Genomic DNA, 17829 nt, shown 5'->3' on the forward strand with positions numbered 1-17829 from the left:
CAATTTGCTTTAAAAGTGTAAAAAGCTAGTAAAGGAAGACAAGCCAATTCTTCCTTTACTAGTTTTCAATATTAGTTGTTTCTTAGTTTTTCCATCCACTCTTCATTAAAGTCGTCAGAAATGCCCCATCCATCAATTACATCGCCTAGATTTGTCATGTTTGTTTCAGATGTTAAGTCTTCTTGTTTGATTAGTTTAGGCTCTAACTGATAATGATCTGGTGTTTCTTCGCCTGCAATCTTTTTCGCTAATAGACGCATATTCATTACACCAATAAGAGATGGATCAACTGCAGCCGTTGAAATCCAGTTGCTTCCTTCTTCCATCATTAAATTAATGTCTTGATTAGAAATATCAATTGAAATTAATTTGATGTCCGAACGATTGTTATCTTTCATCGCATTGAATCCACCTTTTGCAAGCTCGTCCCATGAACCCCAGATCGCATCTACTTCACCTTCCGGGTACTTTCCAAGAATAGAGCTTACGCCGGCAGAAACATCACCTTGAACATTTTGCATGTTAGCAGGCCCGATTGTTTCAAGCGTTTCTATCTTTCCAGCTTCTTCATACTGCTTATAAATTTCCTCTCTACTATCTAAAGGAGGAATTCCACCAAGCCATAGTTTTATAACTTTTACAGGCTCTCCGTCTTCAGAAAGTGCCGCAACTTCTTCTAAGCTAAGCTCGGCCAATTTATGGTCATCCTGAACCGTCGTTGTTACATCTTCTAAATCAACGACCGTATCAAATGTTACAACTTCCATTCCTTTATCTAACGCAGGTTGAATCATATCGTTTGAATATGCTTCTTTTCCGTGGGATATAACAAGACCATCATAATCTTTTTGAATTGCTTGTTTTACAAGGTCTTGGAATTTAGCATCGTCCCCGTCAGAAATAAATGTATCTACCGTAAATCCAAATGCCTCACCTTCAGCACGTGCTCCATCCAAAAATTGTTTTGTATGGTCGTCCGACGGTAAATTACGGATAACAGCGATTTTCACATCATCTTGAATCGCTTCAGGTACGCCTTCAATTTTTTCCTTCGGTTCAGACGATTCCTTTTCGCCAGAATCCTTTCCTCCACATGCAGATATAACAAGTACAGTTGATAATACTAGTAAAAGTAAGAGCTTTTTCAAAGTAATTCCTCCCTATAAGTTTTTCACGCTATGGAAATTATTTATTCATAATGATTCTGACGGAAAGCACCCACTCCTTTCATAAATAAAGCGCATACATCTTTATTAAAAAAACAAAAAATAACACCCAAAAACATTTTAAACGTAAATTTAACACTAAATTTACATTACAATAACATTATAATAACACTTATTAACAAGTTGTCAATCGTATTTTGCAGATTTTCCGACTTTTTTTAACAATAACTTAACTTCCAAGTGCTGTAACACCGCTTGTTTAACATCACTTTTAACATTTATAACAAATGATAACATAACGTACCTATTTATAATGGTATTTTCAAATAGGTGTAATTTCCGAGGAAAGCAGAAACTTCAAAAAACGTGCGTCAGCCCTTTTTAAGGCACAATTAAAATGTTTGTATGAGAGCATATGAACGTTAAGAATATCATTTTCTTATCTCGTTCATTTCGCTTTAGGGACAGGAAGCTTATGATGCATTCTATCTTTGATCAATGAATTAGCAATAGCCGTTGACATATGCGAAGACTCTAGTGGGAAAAGCAACAGCCGAAAATCCATTTAAGAAGTTGAAAAACTTCTTAAATTAGTTGAGGCGTTGCCCACAGAAAGCGAAGCATATGTCAACGGCGGTAACCGCACCATATTAAAAAGTATGTAACTGCACTAAAAAAAGGACGAAACAGATTTACTAATCGCACATTTCGCTTTAGGGACAGGAAGCTTATGACGCATTCTATCTTTGATCAATGAATTAGCAATAGCCGTTGACATATGCGAAGACTCTAGTGGGAAAAGCAACAGCCGAAAATCCATTTAAGAAGTTGAAAAACTTCTTAAATTAGTTGAGGCGTTGCCCACAGAAAGCGAAGCATATGTCAACGGCGGTAACCGCACTATAAAATAAAACGTAAATAAAGAAATGTATTTTACGATTCTACTAGCCATCCACAAAAATGGTAATCAGCCCGTATGAGTAAAATGTTTGTGGGGGAACAGATGCACGAATCTAACTAGATAATATGTGATTAATTTTACTTCGTACGATATACACATGAATAACACCGTTGATTTTCACTGCAGGTGGATGCTTTCCGCGGGCACGGCTTCAGCCTCCTCGGAAAGCGTAGTGTATATCTACTGCGGTCGGTAGGAATCAATACTAAAATTATACTAAAATTAACGAATACAAAGAGAGGTTTTTTAACTTCTTAAAATAACACCCACAAATACGTGACTCAATCAATCAATCAGCCCCTTCTCATTGACCTTTATTCAAGAACATGATAACTTAATTATTAATATATTCAGACTGTTAAGGTCATCAGATGACCTTATGATTAAATTCATTTACTACATAATACGACAATAGGAGAAAAAACAATGCTGTATAAACCTGTCAAAACAAAAAAAACATATGAAAAAGTAGCTGATTCTTTAATTGACAATATTAAAATGGGAAATTTAAAGCCTGGAGATAAATTAGAGTCCATTGAACAGCTTTCGAAAAGCTTTGAAGTGAGCCGCTCTGCTATTCGAGAAGCTCTAAGCGGCATGCGTGCAATGGGGTTGATTGAAGTGAGGCAAGGAGAAGGTACATTTGTTGCAAGCTTCAATCCTGAAAAGTTCAACGTACCGGTAGCTCCTGCACTTTTAATGAAACAAGAGGATGTAAAAGAGCTTCTGGAAGTACGCAAAATACTCGAAGTTGGCTCCGCTAGAGCAGCCGCAATAAATCGTACGGAAGCCGATCTTTTAAATATAAAAGAAGCACTTCTTCAAATGGAAAATACAAAATTAGATGGAAAGCTAGGAGAAAACGCGGATTATCAATTTCATCTGGCCATTGCACAAGCAACACATAATCGGATGCTTATCAACTTATTAAACAACGTTTCCGAAATTATGCAAGAAGTTATACGAGAGTCACGGAAACTCATTCTTTATACAAAAGGGAAAAATAATTTATTACAAAAAGAGCACCTACTTATCTATGAAGCAATAAAGTCCCGTCAATCAGAGCTAGCGCAAAAACATATGCTACATCACTTGAATGGGGTAGAAACTGTACTATCTCAATATTTAAAAGAACAGTGAACACTTTGTGAAATTAACTTAATGGTATGTTTTATTAGAAAATCTACGACAAAACGAAACGGAGGAATGAAATTGAACGTGTCCTTATTTATTACATGCTTATGCGACCTTTTCCATACAAATGTCGGTAAGCATACTGTAGAAATATTGGAAAAGGTTGGTTGTGAGGTAGACTTTCCCGACTCCCAAACATGCTGCGGTCAGCCTGCTTTTAATAGTGGCTATTTACAAGATTCCAAAGAAGCTATGAAACAAATGATTCGTGCATTTCAAAACTCTGAATATGTTGTCGCCCCTTCTGGATCGTGTGTCGGTATGTTAAAAGAGTATCCAAAAGCCTTTAAAGACGATCCAAGATGGGAAAAACCTGCCAAAGCGCTTGCTGAGAAATCATATGAGCTAACACAATTTCTAGTAGATGTACTCGGAATTGAAAATTTCAAATCCTCCTTCCAAGGAAAAGTAACGTATCATCCTTCCTGCCATATGACAAGACTTCTCGGTGTCAAGGAAGCACCGATTACTCTACTAAAAAACATTCCAGGTGTTGATTTAATAGCTTTGCCGATGAAAGAGGATTGTTGCGGATTTGGCGGTACGTTTTCGATAAAAAACGCTGCAATATCCAGTGAGATGGCAAAGGAAAAATCGCACCACGTATCAGAGACGAAGGCCGAATATTTAGTTGGCGGCGATATGGCTTGCTTAATGAATATCGGTGGGAAAATGACTAGAGAAGGAAAGAATATAAAAGTAGTTCACATTGCAGAAATTCTAAATTATAGCGATGAGGTGGATAACAAGTGAGCATACGTATTGCAGAGGATAAGTCCTATACCGATCGGATTGAACAAGGAATCGAAAATAGCTTTATGAGGCAAGCTGTCTCATCCGCACAGGAACGATTAAAAAAAGGACGAATCCGAGCTGCTGAAGAATTAGGAGACTGGGAGACTTGGCGAAGCTTAGGGGAAGATATACGAGCCCATACGATTGAAAATCTTGATTACTATTTACATACATTAAGTGATCAAGTTTCACGTCGAGGTGGAAATGTTTTTTTTGCAAAAACAGCCGATGAAGCAAATGATTACATTAAAAAAGTTATTAAAAAGAAAAATGGAAAAAAGGTAGCAAAATCAAAATCAATGGTTTCTGAAGAAATTGGTTTAAATGAAGCATTACACGAAATTGGCACCGAAGTGATCGAAACGGATTTAGGCGAATGGATTTTACAACTCGATGAAGATCCGCCTTCTCATATCGTTGCACCAGCACTACATAAGGATCGACAACAGATTAAAAAGACCTTCCGAGATAAAAGAGGATATACCCTTTCCGATAAACCAAAGGAGCTTGCTCAATTTGCCCGAGAACAATTACGAAAAGAATTCTTAACTGCTGACATCGGCATTACTGGCTGTAATTTTGCCGTCGCAGAATCTGGAGCCATTACACTCGTTACAAATGAAGGGAATGCCCGTTTAGTTACATCCTTACCGAACACACAAATTACTGTTATGGGTATGGAAAGAATTGTTCCTTCCTGGGAGGATCTTGATATCGTAGTCAGTCTATTGACCCGAGCAGCTGTCGGACAAAAATTAACAAGTTATATTACGTGTCTAATGGGTACACGTTTAGAAGAAGAAATTGACGGCCCTGATGAGTATCATTTAGTTATCGTTGATAATGGGCGCTCTAAAATTTTAGGAACTGAATTTCAATCGGCACTTCATTGCATTCGCTGTGCTGCATGCATTAATGTTTGTCCCGTTTATCGGCATGTTGGCGGTCATGCATACGGTTCAATTTATCCAGGGCCAATCGGTGCAGTACTTACACCTCTTCTTGATGGGTATGAAAATCATAAGGAGCTCCCTTATGCATCTTCATTATGTGCTGCCTGTACAGAAGCATGCCCGGTAAAAATCCCACTACATGAACAACTTATACGTCACAGAGAAATAATAACAGAAAACGAAAAAAAAGCACCGAAACTAGAAAAACTAATGATGAAAGGATTTGCTAAGTGGGCATCGAGTCCGGCCGCCTACAAAGTGAGTACAAAAATGGCATATCCAATACTCAAGCCTTGGTCAAGAAATGAATCCATTTCAAAAGGACCCGGTCCGTTAAAAAATTGGACAATACATCGTGATTTCCCGGCGCCGAACAAACAATCATTTCGAACGTGGTTTAAAAATAGAGAGAAAGGTGTAGATTATAATGACCATTCATAATCGAGATGTATTTTTGGAAAACGTCGCAGCAAACTTAGGCAGACAACGTCGGACTCATGTACGAAGAAAAACATCTGTTGACACGTATCCACAATGGAACGTATATGAAGACTATACAGTAGATGAATTAGTCGATGTATTAGAAAAACAATGCACGTCCATTCATACAGATTTCAAAAAGACGACTTCTCTTGAATTACCAAACGTATTAGAAAAAGTAATTAAGAGCTACAAAGGAGAGTCGCTTATTGTTTCTGATGATAAGCGGAACCAATCTTATAATTTAATAAATGTTTTTACCAAATTAAAGTCTGAAGGAACAGAGGTACACATATGGGATCCAGCATTACAGTTGGAAAACCAACATTTTGCAGAGCGTGCAGATATCGGCATTACTTTTAGTGATATAACGCTAGCCGAGTCAGGAACAGTAACGATATTTAATGATAAGTACAACGGCAGGTCCATTAGTCTGCTTCCCAAAAATTACATTACCATCATTCCAAAAGACACGTTAGTACCGAGACTTAGCCAAGCAACCAGAAGAATCCATGAGATGGAAAAAAAAGGTGACTTACTTCCTTCCTGTATTAGCTTCATTACCGGTCCAAGCAATAGTGCAGATATAGAAATGAATTTAATTGTAGGTGTACATGGCCCTGTTTCGGTTACATATATTGTAGTTTCGTAATAAACCCGCCCACAGGACTATTTGCATGAAACTGAAAAATAATGATTCTTTTCAAACGATAGGCAATACAAAAAAGATGTCAGACAGCCCATCAATCATTTAAAAGATCGGTCGTCTGACACTTTTTCATATATTCGTAGTAATCGTTCCTCTGTATAGTATATTTATGTCTATACTATTTACACGTAAGGCTTCATAATTACGATACATGCCCCGCATTTTCCGCTTCCAGCTGTTTTTCCGATCGATCTACTATTACACTTGCAGAAGCATCCCCTACAACATTTACAGATGTTCGGATCATATCAAGGATTCGATCAATACTTGCAACGAGTGCAATTCCTTCCAATGGTAGATTAATAGCTGTCAGAACCATTGTTAACATGATCAAACCTGCTCCCGGAACACCTGCTGCACCGATGGATGCGAGTGTTCCTACTAAAGCGACCATTAGCAATTGGGAAAAGGTGAGCCCTATATCAAAATATTGTGCAATGAACATAACCGCCAACCCTTGATAAATAGCTGTACCATCCATATTAATTGTTGCACCAAGTGGCAAGATAAAGCTGCTCGTCTCTCTTGTAACACCAAGGTTTTCTTGCGTATTTTTCATTGTAACAGGTAACGTTCCAGAGCTGCTTGCAGTAGTAAATGCTACTGTTGCAGCTGGAAATATTCCTTTTAGAAAATGAATTGGATTCATCTTTCCAAGCGTCTTTACTGCACTCGCATAAATAAATGCAACATGAATAACAGCCGCTACAGCCATTGCAATAATAATTTTTATTAGTGGCAACAGAACAGATAGACCATATTGCCCGACGATCGGCGCGAGCAACCCAAATATACCAATAGGAACTAACTTCATAATCAAACCAGTTATTTTATACATGACTTCCGAAAATCCTTCAAAAAAACGTTGAACTGGTAATGCTTTTTCACCTACCATCGTAATTCCAATTCCGATTAATATAGAGAAAAATATAATTTGCAAAATCGATCCGGACGCTAATGATTCAATCGGATTTGTTGGAATAATATTGAGTAAGGTAGCTATGACGCCTTCCGACTCAGCAACTTCAACTGTTTCGCCTTCAAGTGTTACTCCCGTATTTTTTCCAGGTTGGAAAATAAAACCTGCCGTTAAACCAATACTTATTGCAAACATACTTGTAACTAAAAAATACAAAATTGTCTTTCCGCCAAGACGACCGAGCTTTTTCATATCGCCAGCACTTGTCACGCCGACTATAATTGTAGAAAGAATTAAAGGAACAATGATGAATTTAATAAGTCGTAAAAATAAATCACCTAATGGTTTAACAAGCTCTGCCTTATTACCAAGTATTAGACCAACAATAATTGCAAAAATAAAGGCAATAATGATTTGCCATATGAATTTTCTTCCCATTACAAATCCCTCCTTATTATCTATGCATAGTCCCTTCTCATGCTTCTATTAATGAATTGGAGAAACAAGCGATGCATGATCGGTAATAATGTCTGGATATTTCATTCCTGCTCCTGTATTTAAAACGACAACAGTCTCTCCTGCTTTTATCCAATTGTTTTCACGTAATTTCCGAGCGGCAAAAAAAGCTGCTGCACCTTCTGGACAAATAAACACGCCTTCTTTTTGAGCAATTTCTTTAACTTCCTCAATAATTTCTTGATCATTGACAGAAATTGCACAACCTTTCGTATAATAAAGCGCGTCTAATACGAGAAAATCACCTAACGCTTTTGGAACATTTATCCCAAATGCAATTGTTTTTGCTTCTTTCCAAAATTCCGATTCTGCTTTTTTCTTTTCCCAAGCTTCAACGATTGGTTTACACCCTTCAGCCTGCACAGCAACTAAACGCGGCATCTTTACTCCACATAACCATTCGATTTTTTGCAATTCCTTCAACGCCTTATATATTCCAATTAAACCGACTCCACCGCCTGTCGGATAAATGATAACGTCTGGAACTTCCCACGCCAGCTGCTCAATAATCTCTAATCCCATCGTTTTCTTTCCTTCAATTCGATAAGGTTCTTTTAATGTAGCGACATTAAACATTTGCTCGTTACGGGCAATTTCATTTGCTATTTCTCCAGCGTCGCTTATTAAACCTTTTACTAATCGCACATCTGCCCCAGAAACTAGACATTCCTTTTGTGTAAGAACGGGTGCATCTAAAGGCATTATTATTTTAGCGTGCATCGCTGCTCGAGCTGCATACAAAGCCCAGGCAGATCCTGCATTACCATTTGTCGGCATAACGATCTGCTTCACATTTAGCTCGTTTGCTTTGGAAATACCAACGGCTGCTCCTCGTGCCTTAAACGTTCCACTAGGAAGCATGCTTTCATCCTTCATAAATAGCTTGTCAATCGCATATGCTTTTGACATTTCTCGCATTGGAAGCAATGGGGTCATCCCTTCCGCTAACGAAACAACGTTTTCCTTTTTTTCAACAGGGAGCAGCTCGTGATACCGCCATAAATTATTTTCTCTTGCTCGTAAGTCGGTGCGCTTCCACTCTTCTTTCAACGTCTCTAAATCATAAGCAACTAATAACGGTGCACCACATGTACATACGGTTTGAATTGTGTCCTGTTCAAACTTTTTAGAACACTTGGCGCAATACAAATGCGAAATATAGCTATAAGGCACATTTACCCTTTCCTTTCTCTTTGTATTTCTACGCTTATCCTCCTTCCCTATAATTGACAGAGAGCATGTCTTCAAATATATATATGCTTGTAAATATGTAATTATTAAGAAAAGACAGATGAACTTATAATCGTGACGATAATGCGTAAATCCGAACAGACGCTTCGGCTACTAATGTATGATTAATGAATATGTAAAAGACGCCCAGAAAGCTCGCTAAATAAAAAAACAGGCAGTTCATCCTTTATTGGATGTTCCGCCTGATCGCTTCACTTATATGTAGCCCTATCGACTGCACTACTATTTGCGAATATATGCTTATGAAATCGAACAAGAGACTTCTGTCTTCTAATGATAAAATTATAACCAGAATACGTGAATGAGATAAATTAATGTAGTATGGACACATGTAATTACGAGTGCATACAATAAATTCCAACGCAAAATAATTTTAAACACATTTTCCTTCAAAATACTAGATATAACGGTAATTACCGGAGTAATAGGAGATATAGTTGTAGCAACCGCCCAAGAGCTTAACAGCATCATCGCCATTGTAATGACGTGAATGCCTAATTGCTCATACGATACAGTCGCAATAATCGCACTAATCGTCACAATTTGGTGTACTCCTAAAAATGAAAGCAACGCAATAATAAAAATCGTGAAGAAAATTAATAAAAAAACGGACGTGCCTGCAAGCTTTCCCCACCAGGCATTAAAATACTTCGCAACTTCTGTATTCGCCAGAACAACACCAAAAAATCCAGCCGTGAGCAACAAACTTATTTCATTCGCTCTCGTTGGCAGTATGTCTTGTCGATAGCGCTTTACTTCATCCATAAATTGATTAGGCACACGTAAATAAACGCTCCATACGAATGCAAAAAACAAGACGATTACTGAAATTAGCACGCTCGCATTTAACGGGATAAGCGGTTCAAAAATAAATATAAATCCGGTTAAAAGAAGAAGTACAGCAAATAGCTCGTAAATTTTTTTAGGATTTTTACGTGTCCCATTAACTGTAACTGGGATTTCGATATGACGCATTTCTACAAACCGAAATAGAATAAATGCTGTACTAATTTGAAATGCACTAAGTATAAAACCATACGGTAAAAACTGATAAATCGGTATTTGCAATGAATAGACAACTAAAAAAACGGAGGCAAAATATGGAGCCCACGTATGAACAGATGTAAAGCCACGCACATATACCCGACCTAATAAGTTATTTGGAAGATTTAGCTTATCCAGCATCGAATGAATAATGTATAAGGCACCCATATTTGTAATAGGACCTAACAAGGAAAACAGCCCAGTGATAAATAAATATAAGACATGAGGCTTATTATTAAAACGCGTTGTCAAGCGTGCCAAGTCCTCATGATACCGCCCTAAGCCGATCGGTATTCCTAAAATGGGAACGAGCATAATGAGACAAACGAGCGGTACGTTTTTATTAACCCCTTCTATCCATACTTCAATCGGTGCCTGTTTGTAAAATAGAACAAGTACACCTATAACTACCATAATTGTCCCAAATAAACGCGGTAACCCTTTACTATAAATTAAGCTAATAATAATTACTATTGAAGATAGAATTAGATACAAATAAGAAATTTTAGGTATTGAAAATAGTTGCCCAATAATAAATAGTAAAATCAATCCAATAATAAAAAGATTACTCCATTTTTTCAATGCGATATCTCCTAGCAGTTAACATAAAATACGCAACAAACAAACTCCAAAACGTCTACGAGTAATTACAGCATTCTCGTTGAAATTACCAGATCAGTTTTCTATTCTAAATCGCTTTTAGCGCGATCGAAAGCATCGCTATTAAACTATTTGCTAAAGGGATTGCTTCCCATTTACTTTATAAAAACCATACGATAAGTCCTACTATAAGAAAATAGAGTGAGTTCGGCAAGGCGAGAAACATTACTTTAATCGGGTCGACCTCTTTGCTTAATATGCCTCCGATTAAACCACATACGACAAATGCAGTTAAACCGACAGGCGGCATGTTCTGTCCGGCGGCAGCGATATGCGACGCCCCTAAAGCGATAAATGTTGGATCGACATTCATATTTTCAAGAATTGGCCCTAGAAATGTAATATTTACCGATTGAGCGGTCGTTTGAGATCCGGTCAACATCCCGACAACAACAACAGATAAAGCACCACCGATTTTAACCATAGACGAAGCCAATCCTTCTGCCATAATTGCAACCTTATCAATTAGCCCCGAAGCATAAAAAACACCGACCATTACACCTGCACATAATTGAATCTGTACCGTCTGGCTTACTTTTGACAACCCGCCTTTAATGATATTTTTCACATCTTTTCGAACAGCAGTGAAAACAAAACTAACAATAATCGCAATTATTATTGCTGTTACTACATGAAAAGTAACGCCTTGTACGATTGGAACTTCTTTCATTGGCTCTAATATTGCTGTAAATATCCGCCACTCAGCAAATATATTGTAATCAAATAATGTATTTGTGATTACTATTGCTACTAATACACTAAGTGGAATTAATGTCATCCACCGTTCCTTTATTATTTCAAATACGGACTGCGTTGTTTTTAAATGCTCGGGCATCTGCTTTCCGCGGACAAAACGAAAGGATTCCAAAATAGCAATTACTGCTCCTATTGAAACTGTAATATACGCAATTTTAATAACTGGATCTGGGTCGGTATCGATTAAAGATGCCGACAAAAACACACCTTGAGTTATAGGTGGCATTATTGAACCAATAGACGCCCCTACTAAAATAATCATCCCAATTTGCTCAGGCTTTAGTTTTAATTCGTATAGTGAATGTATAACTAAAAAACCGATTACAGTAGCTGCAGCAATCGCATCCCCTAAAAATGAACCTGCAATAATTAATGTAATAAAAATGGCAGCAATTAATCCTTTTGGAGAATTCCCAAATGCCGATCGAAGCGTATTTAATGTTGTATCCATAGCACCAAGCTTCACTTGAGATTCAGCATATAAAGAGCCAAAAACAGAGAGCATAATTACCCACGAGAGCCGATCGATTCCATCAATAAAAGCGAGTAGCGTATCAACTGGGCCAAGACCAGAAATAATGGCCGATGAAATCGCTGCAACGAGTAGCGCCACTTTAATATTGCCACCAACTTTAGGAATGCGTTTGACTAATGCAATTAGAAACAATAATAACAACGGGATACTAATTTCAAGCATGCTTTCTTCTCCTCCTTTGGCATTAAATTTAATCATTTGTTCTTCATCGGATGCTGCTTACTAATTGCAGTTCAAACAAATCTAGTATTCATTAATTTATATTAGGGGTAAACGCACGTAACCCGTTTACGACATTAAACAAATGTTGCAATTAAACGATCGTCAATTAAGCGCCTGGTATATGTAATTCGTCAGTGTCGTACTATCAAAGATTGGCAGATCTGTTATTTCTCGTATCGCATTTTTATATGGTGGCATATTCGTACATTCTAGAACGATCGAACGGATATCCGAGTTTTTTTCTATCAGTTGAGACGTTGCTTGCTTCATTTCGGTACGGACAAGCGTTTCATCCAGCTCTACCGTTTCATTGATGATTGCACCAGCAAAAGCAGGAAAGGTGTCCATTCCCTCAATAACAAGCGGATACGTAGACGCTTGCACTCCTTCTAAATGCGATGTCGTTAAGCTTTTTTTTGAGGCGGTAAGCACCCCTACCGTTCCCCCTGTAATTGAGTGTGCAAGTGGAATTTGCATAAGACTCGATGAAAAAAAGGGGACGTTCAGTCGTTGCTGAATCTCTTTTTGATATATTGATAGAAAGCCACAGCTCGTTGTAACAGCTTTTACCCCTTCCTTTTCAAGCTCAAGGGCAGCATGAATAAATGGATCTAATACGGACCGATCTACTTCATTTACTACGCGAGCAACAGACGCACCTTTGACTGTTTTGTAAACAACCGGAAAGGAAAACGTTTGTTTATTTCCAATATCCCCTAATGGTCGATGAAATTGAGTATCGAGCATTAATATGCCAATGGCTTTTTCATTCATAACATTTACACCTCACTTACATGGAACGCAAGCATCGTTTTTTTCCTTGCTATCTTGTTTTATTTATGTGGTCTATGATCAAAACGGTTCAATTTAAGCGGTAAAAGTAAGTCGTTTTCTTTTTTTGCTACTAAATCAGCAACAAGGACTCCTGTAATCGGCGCAAGAGCAATCCCATCCCCCTCATGGCCTGCAGCAATTATAAAGCCTTTAACATTTTCTACTTCATCAATAATCGGTAGCCCATCACCTGTGAATGGACGAAAGCCAGTCATCGTTCGAATTATTCGAATGCTTTCTAACGCTGGCGCAATACGGATGGCATGTGCTGCAATCTTAGCAAACACATCAGGCGCTACTTTTTTTTCAAAGCCGACAAACTCCCTGCTCCCGCCGATTAATAAGTTTCCGCTATCTGTTTGCCCTAAGGATAGACCAATTCCATACGGTGGCACCGCTCGCTCGCTACTAGACAAATGTTTAGCAGCGATATACTGTGAACACAAAACATTTCCATTAACAATTGGACGCGTTCTTTCTGAAATCAGAATTACACCTCGCCGTGGCTGAATTGGTAAAGTAATATTCGCCATACGAGCTATATTTACGGCAAAAGGTCCGGCAGCATTAATAACATATCGTGTCGCTATTTTCCCTTGTGTCGTTTCAACCCCCGTCACTTTACCTTTTTCCGTCAAAACATTCGTTACTTCCGTATGTGTACGTATCTGCACTCCTTTACGCTTAGCGGCCTTTGCAAATGCATTGCTTAATAACAATGGATTAACTTCTGCATCCGCATTGCAGTACGTTGCCCCTACTATATGCTGAGAAAAACAGGCTTGAGCAAATAGTGCTTCCTTTCTATCCAACAGCTGTACTTGGATGCCTGCTTTATTTTGGTTTTCAACGAATTCTTTCATAAATGGAACATGGGCTTCATTTTCAATGACCACCATGCCTCCAGCTTGCTTGAACTCAAATGGCACACCAAGCTCTTCTTCCAAATCTTCATAAATATCTCTGCTTGCTTTTGCAAGTTTAATAGGATATCCAGGCTTTTTTGATTGTAAAAATATCGCCTTGTCACAGGAGCCAGAAGTTTGTCCTCCTATTTCGCCTTTATCGATTAAAACAATATTATCAACGACTTCTGTCAAACGATAGGCAATTGAAGCTCCAATTACACCGCCGCCTATAACGACAGCATCTGCTGTTTCCATACGTGCATCTCCTTCAAAAAATAAATCGTCTACTTTTATTTTGCTTCAGTATTTGCTAATTCCTTCAATGTAACCGGCCGGATCGGATAATTATGCGTGAGTTGAGAGGATGCGGGTACAGTCTGCTTATTGTACGAAGAAGCCAGTTTTTCTAATAGCGGTCGGCATGTTTTCCCTTGGCAAATCCCCATACCTGCTCTCGTACGTATCTTTAATTCTTTCGTCGTTCTCGTTCCTTGTTCCAGTTCGCTCAATATTTCACTTAGAAGAACTTCCTCACATCTACAAATAATGGGATCATTAATCGTCATTACCTCCAAGTTGTTGTTATAATTTCTATATCATTAAATGTTTAATCTGTGCATAGTATATCTAGAGCTTTCTTGTACCAATTTATCTATGGAGAAATGTTTTTTACACCGACTTTAATTTGTAAAATTATATATTTTCAGTTATATTTGATTAATTATAGTACACATTCATTTTCCTGTAAATAAGCGTTTTGGCATCAAACGATCATTCCATTACTTATTTCATAGGAAATCGAACTAACAAGGCAACTCATTATCTAGAAAAGTGTATAACGATATTCATTCTACGTTATTATTAATACTATTGAAAGGTGGAATTTAATATGTCAACCGACTTAAATATCCTTTTATTAGGTGGAGATGAACGCTATCTTTATGCTGTAAGCAAACTTTCTTCAACATACAAACAACTTTATTTAGTAGGCTTTGATGAAATTGACCAATTTGACGATGCGGGCAAACGAGTAGATCTGTCTGAGGTCGATTTAAGCACAATGGATACTATTATCTTGCCTGTCACTGGTACAACAGAAGACGGCATCGTGAGTACTACTTACTCCAAAAAAGATATTACATTAACGAAAGAAATGATCACCAAAACACCAGAGCACTGTGTCATTTACACAGGCGTTTCAAATTCGTATCTAGATGAAATAACCACATCTAGAACACTCGTCCGAATTTTTGCACGGGACGATATAGCGATCCGAAACTCTATTCCTACCGCAGAAGCGACACTACAGTTAGCTATCAAACATACAAAAAGTACGATTCACGGTGCACAAATTTGTGTGCTCGGTTTTGGAAGGGTAGGGTTTACCGTTGCCCGTCTTTTTGCTAATGTCGGCGCAAACGTAACCGTTGCTGTTCGAAAACAAGAACATATGGCTCGAATAGATGAATTAGGAATGAATTCCGTCCATATAAATGAACTACCAACGATAATTAAAGATACGAGCATTTTCATCAACACAGTTCCACATCCTGTATTAAACTTAGAGCATATTCGCAAAATGAAACCAGATACAATTATTATTGATCTCGCCTCAGCACCGGGTGGAACGGATTTCGAGGCAGCAAAGTCACATGGAATTAATGCAATGCTTTCGCTTGGCCTTCCAGGAAAAACTGCACCAAAAACAGCAGGAACTATAATTGCTGAAACACTAGATACTTTATTTCAAGAACAAATTCGTAATTAACAAAAAAACAAGTTCGTTTTACTTGGAAGGTTAATTCGATTAATGAAGCGACATAAATTTACAAATACATGGTATCGTTAGCTGTCTAGCTTCAACTTCTAAAAACATGATGACTTTCCGCAGTTCTTTATGAATAGTCGTTGACATATGCGAGAACTTCAGTGGGAATAGCAAGACGTGAAAATCCATTTAAAAAGTTGGATAAACTTTTTAAGTTAGTTAAGACATTGCCCACAGAAAGCAAAAGCTATGTCAACGGCGAGATTGAGTCACGTATTTGTGGGTGTTATTTTAAGAAGTTAAAAAACCTCTCTTTGTATTCGTTAATTTTAGTATTGATTCCTACCGACCGCAGTAGATATACACTACGCTTTCCGTGCCCGCGGAAAGCACCCATCTGCAGTGAAAATCAACCGTGTTATTCATGTATATCGTTCGAAGTAAAATTGATTACATATTATCTAGTTAGATTCGTGCATCTGTTCCCCCACAAACATTTTACGCATACCAACGGCGACAATAACCGCCCGCAGCGTGTTTTTTCATGGCTCTAAAATAGCCACCAACAAATACGTGACGCACTCATTAAAGCGACTCCCGTTGACTTTTTTTACACGGCATAATAAAATGAATGACAGTCAGTCATTTTATTATGCCGTTTCAATTACATCATATTCCGAGGAGAATCCAATGGACAATAAAAAGGATAAAATTATTGCATCTGCAATTTCCGTCTTTCGTGAAAAGGGAATTGAAAAAACGAAAGTATCCGACATTGTAAAAGGGGCCGGAATTGCCCAAGGTACTTTTTATTTATACTTTTCTTCTAAATTAGCTGTGATGCCATCAATTGCAACCGTTATGATGGAAAAAACCTTGAAAGAAATTCAACAGCAATATGAACCGTCAGATCCCTTCCCGAAACAACTGGAACAAATTATTCATGCTGTTTTTCAAGTTACTAGTAATAACCGCGAAATTTTTTCGCTTATGCTTGCAGGAATGGCGTCTAGTGAACACTTAAAAGACTGGGAAATTATTTACGCCCCTTATTATAAGTGGATGAGCAATTTTTTAGAACAAGCAATTCAACAGAAAGCCATACGTTCAACTATTTCAACAGATCGTACTGCTGTTTTATTAATTGGCGTTATTGAGTCTGGTGCTGAACAATCCTTTTTATATAGTGAATTAGATGACGATGAAATGGAACAAAAAAAACAAGATGTCTTAAATTTTATTTTGAATGCTTTAGCCTCATAAGCAACTTTGTGCTTGAGGTCGATTGCAGCAACCAAACTATACATTCAATAAAATGACTGAATGTCAGTCATTTTGTGCAGAAAGGATTTTACACATGAAAAATAAAGCCTGGATTTATGTTGGCTTAACAAGTCTTTTTGAGCTCATTTGGATTTTTGGATTTAATGTGGCAAGTACGTGGTGGCATTGGGCACTAATCGTAGTTTTTATACTACTCGATCTACACTTTTTATCGCGTGCATGCGAATCGTTACCAACTGGAACGGTATACGCCATATTTGCCGCGGCCGGAACAATTGGAACAGCATTAATGGACGTATTCATTTTCAATGAACAACTAACAAATAGTAAAATTCTTTTTATGGGGCTAATCATTATCGGTGTCATTGGTTTAAATGTTGCTGATAACCGATCAAGCGCAGATAAGAAGGGAGAAATGGCTTAATGGGCTGGTTATTTGTTGCACTCGCTTCAGCATGTGAAATGGTCGGTGTACTCGGACTGCGATTATACAGCACAGACCGAAATTTACGAAATGGATTCATCTATTTTGGAGGTATCGCTGTTTCATTTGCTTTTATTTATATGTCGTTTTCGTACTTGCTCGTCAGTGTTGCATATTCTGTTTATGTTGGATTTGGGACTGCTGGTGCCGTTATTATGAATATGCTTTTTTTTAGCGAATCGAAAAGCATGTTTCGAATCGTTAGTTTAGTGATGATCATTGCAGGAGTGACCGGTTTAAAAGCACTTTCATAACAAATCTTTAATAATGGATCTAGCAATAAATCGGATCTATGCAGACCGAAAAACATGTTGCAGCATAAAGCTGGGATACCACACTTAAAAGCGATTAGTAATAATTCAGCTGTAAATAGGAATAGACAAGGGAAGT

16 protein-coding genes are annotated in these 17829 nt (G+C 37.8%); 8 read left to right on the top strand and 8 right to left on the bottom strand.

What is annotated here, in order from left to right; genetic code table 11:
- Nucleotides 1-71 precede the first annotated feature (71 nt).
- Complete coding sequence (locus ACLIBH_RS06405; RefSeq protein ID WP_439315874.1) at nt 72-1148, bottom strand: sugar ABC transporter substrate-binding protein; 1077 nt, start codon at nt 1146-1148, stop codon at nt 72-74.
- Nucleotides 1149-2553: 1405 nt separating this feature from the next.
- Between ACLIBH_RS06405 and ACLIBH_RS06410 the strand changes: the two genes are divergently transcribed.
- The 4 genes from ACLIBH_RS06410 (at nt 2554) to ACLIBH_RS06425 (ending at nt 6201) form a co-directional block, all read left to right on the top strand.
- Entirely contained in the window at nt 2554-3267 is a 714-nt protein-coding gene (locus ACLIBH_RS06410) for a FadR/GntR family transcriptional regulator (protein WP_439315875.1), read from the top strand.
- A 72-nt stretch (nt 3268-3339) separates the two neighbouring features.
- Nucleotides 3340-4074, top strand: a complete 735-nt coding sequence (locus ACLIBH_RS06415; protein WP_439315876.1) for a (Fe-S)-binding protein — start codon at nt 3340-3342, stop codon at nt 4072-4074.
- Nucleotides 4071-5510: a LutB/LldF family L-lactate oxidation iron-sulfur protein gene (locus tag ACLIBH_RS06420; protein WP_439315877.1), complete on the top strand. Its 1440-nt coding sequence runs from the start codon at nt 4071-4073 to the stop codon at nt 5508-5510. Before ACLIBH_RS06415 ends, ACLIBH_RS06420 begins: the two co-directional genes overlap by 4 nt.
- Entirely contained in the window at nt 5497-6201 is a 705-nt protein-coding gene (locus ACLIBH_RS06425; protein ID WP_439315878.1) for a LutC/YkgG family protein, read from the top strand. The genes ACLIBH_RS06420 and ACLIBH_RS06425 overlap by 14 nt, the downstream gene beginning before the upstream one ends.
- A 199-nt stretch (nt 6202-6400) precedes the next feature.
- Here ACLIBH_RS06425 and ACLIBH_RS06430 read toward each other — a convergent pair whose 3' ends face one another.
- The 7 genes from ACLIBH_RS06430 to ACLIBH_RS06460 form a co-directional block, all read right to left on the bottom strand.
- Nucleotides 6401-7615 carry a dicarboxylate/amino acid:cation symporter gene (locus ACLIBH_RS06430; RefSeq protein WP_439315879.1) on the bottom strand — a complete coding sequence of 405 codons (1215 nt, stop codon included), beginning with the start codon at nt 7613-7615 and terminating at the stop codon, nt 6401-6403.
- Between the two features lie 48 nt (nt 7616-7663).
- The gene (locus tag ACLIBH_RS06435) at nt 7664-8866 is read right to left on the bottom strand and encodes a threonine synthase (protein WP_439315880.1); all 1203 of its coding nucleotides are present in this window, start codon (nt 8864-8866) and stop codon (nt 7664-7666) included.
- A 360-nt stretch (nt 8867-9226) separates the two neighbouring features.
- Nucleotides 9227-10570, bottom strand: a complete 1344-nt coding sequence (locus ACLIBH_RS06440; protein ID WP_439315881.1) for a hypothetical protein — start codon at nt 10568-10570, stop codon at nt 9227-9229.
- 178 nt (nt 10571-10748) lie between these two features.
- Entirely contained in the window at nt 10749-12101 is a 1353-nt protein-coding gene (locus ACLIBH_RS06445) for a TRAP transporter large permease subunit (protein ID WP_439315882.1), read from the bottom strand.
- Nucleotides 12102-12263: 162 nt separating this feature from the next.
- Nucleotides 12264-12935, bottom strand: a complete 672-nt coding sequence (locus tag ACLIBH_RS06450) for an aspartate/glutamate racemase family protein (protein WP_439315883.1) — start codon at nt 12933-12935, stop codon at nt 12264-12266.
- Between the two features lie 59 nt (nt 12936-12994).
- On the bottom strand, nt 12995-14158 hold the full coding sequence (locus ACLIBH_RS06455) for an NAD(P)/FAD-dependent oxidoreductase (protein ID WP_439315884.1): 1164 nt from the start codon (nt 14156-14158) through the stop codon (nt 12995-12997).
- A gap of 35 nt (nt 14159-14193) precedes the next feature.
- Entirely contained in the window at nt 14194-14469 is a 276-nt protein-coding gene (locus tag ACLIBH_RS06460; protein ID WP_439315885.1) for a (2Fe-2S)-binding protein, read from the bottom strand.
- 323 nt (nt 14470-14792) lie between these two features.
- Between ACLIBH_RS06460 and dpsA the strand changes: the two genes are divergently transcribed.
- The 4 genes from dpsA to ACLIBH_RS06480 all read left to right on the top strand — a co-directional run bounded on the left by dpsA (nt 14793) and on the right by ACLIBH_RS06480 (nt 17693).
- On the top strand, nt 14793-15671 hold the full coding sequence (dpsA, locus tag ACLIBH_RS06465; protein WP_439315886.1) for a dipicolinate synthase subunit DpsA: 879 nt from the start codon (nt 14793-14795) through the stop codon (nt 15669-15671).
- A 690-nt stretch (nt 15672-16361) separates the two neighbouring features.
- Nucleotides 16362-16934, top strand: a complete 573-nt coding sequence (locus tag ACLIBH_RS06470; protein ID WP_439315887.1) for a TetR family transcriptional regulator — start codon at nt 16362-16364, stop codon at nt 16932-16934.
- Between the two features lie 94 nt (nt 16935-17028).
- Nucleotides 17029-17379 (top strand): DMT family transporter, encoded by a 351-nt coding sequence (locus ACLIBH_RS06475; protein WP_439315888.1) that lies wholly within the window; start codon nt 17029-17031, stop codon nt 17377-17379.
- Nucleotides 17379-17693, top strand: a complete 315-nt coding sequence (locus ACLIBH_RS06480; RefSeq protein ID WP_439315889.1) for a DMT family transporter — start codon at nt 17379-17381, stop codon at nt 17691-17693. The genes ACLIBH_RS06475 and ACLIBH_RS06480 overlap by 1 nt, the downstream gene beginning before the upstream one ends.
- Nucleotides 17694-17829: the final 136 nt, after the last annotated feature.

Origin of the sequence: Virgibacillus sp. W0430, assembly GCF_051846935.1 — a bacterium.
In the GTDB taxonomy this organism is placed as follows: Bacteria; Bacillota; Bacilli; order Bacillales; family Amphibacillaceae; genus JBPYCR01.

Excerpts from the sequence above, each read along its gene's own strand:
- ACLIBH_RS06410 (WP_439315875.1), top strand. The coding sequence starts at position 2,554 with ATGCTGTATAAACCTGTCAAAACAAAAAAAACATATGAAAAAGTAGCT.
- ACLIBH_RS06425 (WP_439315878.1), top strand. The coding sequence starts at position 5,497 with ATGACCATTCATAATCGAGATGTATTTTTGGAAAACGTCGCAGCAAAC.
- ACLIBH_RS06430 (WP_439315879.1), bottom strand. The coding sequence starts at position 7,615 with ATGGGAAGAAAATTCATATGGCAAATCATTATTGCCTTTATTTTTGCA.
- ACLIBH_RS06445 (WP_439315882.1), bottom strand. The coding sequence starts at position 12,101 with ATGCTTGAAATTAGTATCCCGTTGTTATTATTGTTTCTAATTGCATTA.
- ACLIBH_RS06450 (WP_439315883.1), bottom strand. The coding sequence starts at position 12,935 with ATGAATGAAAAAGCCATTGGCATATTAATGCTCGATACTCAATTTCAT.
- ACLIBH_RS06455 (WP_439315884.1), bottom strand. The coding sequence starts at position 14,158 with ATGGAAACAGCAGATGCTGTCGTTATAGGCGGCGGTGTAATTGGAGCT.
- ACLIBH_RS06460 (WP_439315885.1), bottom strand. The coding sequence starts at position 14,469 with ATGACGATTAATGATCCCATTATTTGTAGATGTGAGGAAGTTCTTCTA.
- dpsA (WP_439315886.1), top strand. The coding sequence starts at position 14,793 with ATGTCAACCGACTTAAATATCCTTTTATTAGGTGGAGATGAACGCTAT.
- ACLIBH_RS06470 (WP_439315887.1), top strand. The coding sequence starts at position 16,362 with ATGGACAATAAAAAGGATAAAATTATTGCATCTGCAATTTCCGTCTTT.
- ACLIBH_RS06475 (WP_439315888.1), top strand. The coding sequence starts at position 17,029 with ATGAAAAATAAAGCCTGGATTTATGTTGGCTTAACAAGTCTTTTTGAG.
- ACLIBH_RS06480 (WP_439315889.1), top strand. The coding sequence starts at position 17,379 with ATGGGCTGGTTATTTGTTGCACTCGCTTCAGCATGTGAAATGGTCGGT.